The 2752-nt window shown below is 44.0% G+C and carries 2 protein-coding genes; both read right to left on the bottom strand.

Annotation, left to right across the window (positions count from 1 at the left end; genetic code table 11):
* Positions 1 to 254: 254 nt before the first annotated feature.
* Positions 255 to 1280, bottom strand: coding sequence for an IS110 family RNA-guided transposase (locus tag EXN75_RS17130; protein WP_167639580.1), 1026 nt, complete (start codon positions 1278 to 1280; stop codon positions 255 to 257).
* Positions 1281 to 1568: 288 nt separating this feature from the next.
* Positions 1569 to 2594 carry an IS110 family RNA-guided transposase gene (locus tag EXN75_RS17125; protein ID WP_118119433.1) on the bottom strand — a complete coding sequence of 342 codons (1026 nt, stop codon included), beginning with the start codon at positions 2592 to 2594 and terminating at the stop codon, positions 1569 to 1571.
* Between the last annotated feature and the right edge of the window lie 158 nt (positions 2595 to 2752).

The following is a 2752-nucleotide window of genomic DNA, read 5'->3' as shown; positions in this document are numbered from 1 at the left end:
CTGATTCCTAAGACATAGCCAAATTTTTGAGCAGCTTTTTATGTTAATAAATATAAAAGAGGCGTTTTGGAGCATACAGGCACTAAAATATCGGTAGCAGAAATGGTCAAAAATGACATTTCTGTTACAAAATAACACGGAACTCGTTCTTTTAATAGCGTATGGCTAGATTCCTAATTAGTTATCCGTGTTTGTGTCTTTACAAGACTCTAAATGGCAGTAGCACAGACTGCTATAGTTCCCTTGTTTTAGACTTATGATATTGCAAGAATCTCATTGTTGCTCATTGAATCCAATGTTTCCCATTTTCTATTCTGTTTGCCTATGGCGAACATTCTGAGAATGAGTTTGAACTTAACGGCATTCAATGCCTTGCGTTTTGTGTCTGAATCTTGCTTACCTCCTAATTTACGGTTATAGAATGATTGTAATTCTGCATCATATTGTACAGTAATTAAGGCCGCCATGGACAGATCCGCTTTCGCCTGACCATCACAGCGTGCTGAAGGTCGTGGACGCCATCTCACACTGGTGCCTGAAGTGCGAAAGTGCGGTGCCACGCCGACATAACTGGCATATTGCCTTGCTGTTTCAAAAGCGGTAAAGTTTCGAGTAATGACAATGACATTTATGGCATTGACGGAGCCGATACCCGGGATTGTCAAAAGATTCCTGTAAGTCGTGAGGAGACTTTCGTCTGTAGCCAGCAACTTCTGTTCTTCCAACTCGATGTTCTCAATGTCACGGCTGAGTTTCTTGATGTAGCCATCATATAACTGGGTGTCTTCCTTTGTGGTGCACAGCTGTCTTCTGTTCATGAAGCATGTACGCTGTTCCACCAGGAACTTACGCTCATTCATCAGAGTCTTGAGTCTCTGCATGGTCTTGTCAGGCATTTTATAAGGCTTGACACATTCAGTACCATTATAGCGGTAGAGAAAGTCGGCAATCTTGGCAGAGTCAATCTTGTCGTTCTTGTCCTTGGGACCCATGGGATAATGCTTTACCGTATGGGTGGAGAGCATGCAGAATTGATACTTCCTGGCCGTAAGAAACTTCTCCAGCTCCATAGAGTAGCTACCGGTGAACTCCATTCCGAAGAGACAGTTCGAGAGAACCACATGATTCTTCTTGAGCCATGTGGCCATCCCGCCAAATCCCTTGCGGGAATTGTTGAATACAGCGTGAGGAAAGTCCTTAATTGAGGCTCCTTCTGTGAAAATTGATGCATCAATGACATTTTTTGAGATGTCGATGCCGATAAATGATTTATTTTTCATACCTTTGTTCCGCATTTTGCAGGAAGGAACTCTCTATGTCAGGGTAAGCCACATCTTTTATAAGCTGGCGCACAGCTAAATCCCTAAACGGCACTTGGTCTGGCATTTCAGGCAGGGGAGACTAGATCAGGGAAAGGTCTTTGTCTAAGACAGAATAGTTCACTACCCCCGTCCGGAGTTCCTTCCTTTTCAGATGCTCCGGCAAAGGTAGTGAAAAAACGCAGACAAAAAACTTAATCGCGGGGATAGTTATAATCTAAGACGGGGGTAGTTCACTTTTGCTGCATTTTAGTTCTTGTATGCATCTGTCTCCACATATGGTGTTCCACGTTTAATCACGGCAAACATACGTAACACCAGCTTGAACTTGACGGCGTTGAGTACTATGCTACCGCATTTCTCCTTGCGCTTTCGCTGCCAATATTCCCTGAGGGTGGGACTGTGCGTTATGGCCGACACGGCGGATATGGACAAGTCGGCCTTGGCCTTGGAGAATCCCTTGCAGGACACGGAGGTACGCTTCCTCACGGAGGTCCCCGACTCTTTGGGGAAAGGTGCGATGCCTATGTAGCAGGCATATTTTCTGGGATTGGTTATGGCAGTGAAATTCTCCGTCAGTATGATTGTCTCAAGTGCCACGACGTGTCCTATTCCAGGTATACTGAGCAACAAGTCATAATTCTTGCGTATGCTCGCTTCCTCATCCAAGCAGCAGGCGATTTCCTCATCCACGGCTTTTATGCTCTCTTTTAGCGAGCCTAGCAATAGTCTTTTTCTTTCCATAGACGACTCTGTGTCATATGCACAAGTGTCATGAAGTTGCTGCTTGTAAAGGACAGACTGTTTGGAGTCCTGCTTTCGCTCTGCATAAAGGCGCTTCAGTTTGAAATAGATTGCTGGAGGAAGCCTTGAGGGACTGCGAAGAATTTTTTTGTGATTTTGTTCACAATAGATGGCTATGCGGAATGCATCCAACTCGTCAGACTTCACACGGTCGAGGGAACGCTGCCCTGCATCCAAGTCTGGCTCGAAACGATGCATCTTACGGGGATCAACCATACCATAGATATACTGGTGACTCTCCAGCCACATCCTGAAATCTTGGCAATAGAGTCCTGTATGTTCCATGCAAAACAATAGATTGTCAAATCTATTGGCTATCTTCGCCAACCATGAGGCGACTTCCTTAAATCCTGATGTATCGTTGCTCACTTTTATGTGGGCATTTTTCCAATCTATTGTCTCACCGTCATAGTAAGCCAGGTCGAGAGTCTTCTTTGAGACATCTACACCAATGTAAAGTTCTTTATCCATATTCTTGACATTTTTAAGTTTTATAGAAGCAAGAAAAAGGATTTGGATGGTGAAGGACTAAATCAGCACATAGCTATTTGCTAGAGTAGTTAATAGTACACCTTAACACCAATTAACCAAATCCATGTTACTTGATTCTGGGTGCAAAGGTAAAAGAG

The sequence above is a fragment of the Segatella hominis genome (genome assembly GCF_004535825.1).
Taxonomy (GTDB): Bacteria; Bacteroidota; Bacteroidia; order Bacteroidales; family Bacteroidaceae; genus Prevotella; species Prevotella hominis.
Note: the sequence above shows the minus strand (reverse complement) of the source record. Positions and strands in the feature narration are given on the sequence as shown.

Excerpts from the sequence above, each read along its gene's own strand:
- EXN75_RS17125 (WP_118119433.1), bottom strand. The coding sequence starts at position 2,594 with ATGGATAAAGAACTTTACATTGGTGTAGATGTCTCAAAGAAGACTCTC.
- EXN75_RS17130 (WP_167639580.1), bottom strand. The coding sequence starts at position 1,280 with ATGAAAAATAAATCATTTATCGGCATCGACATCTCAAAAAATGTCATT.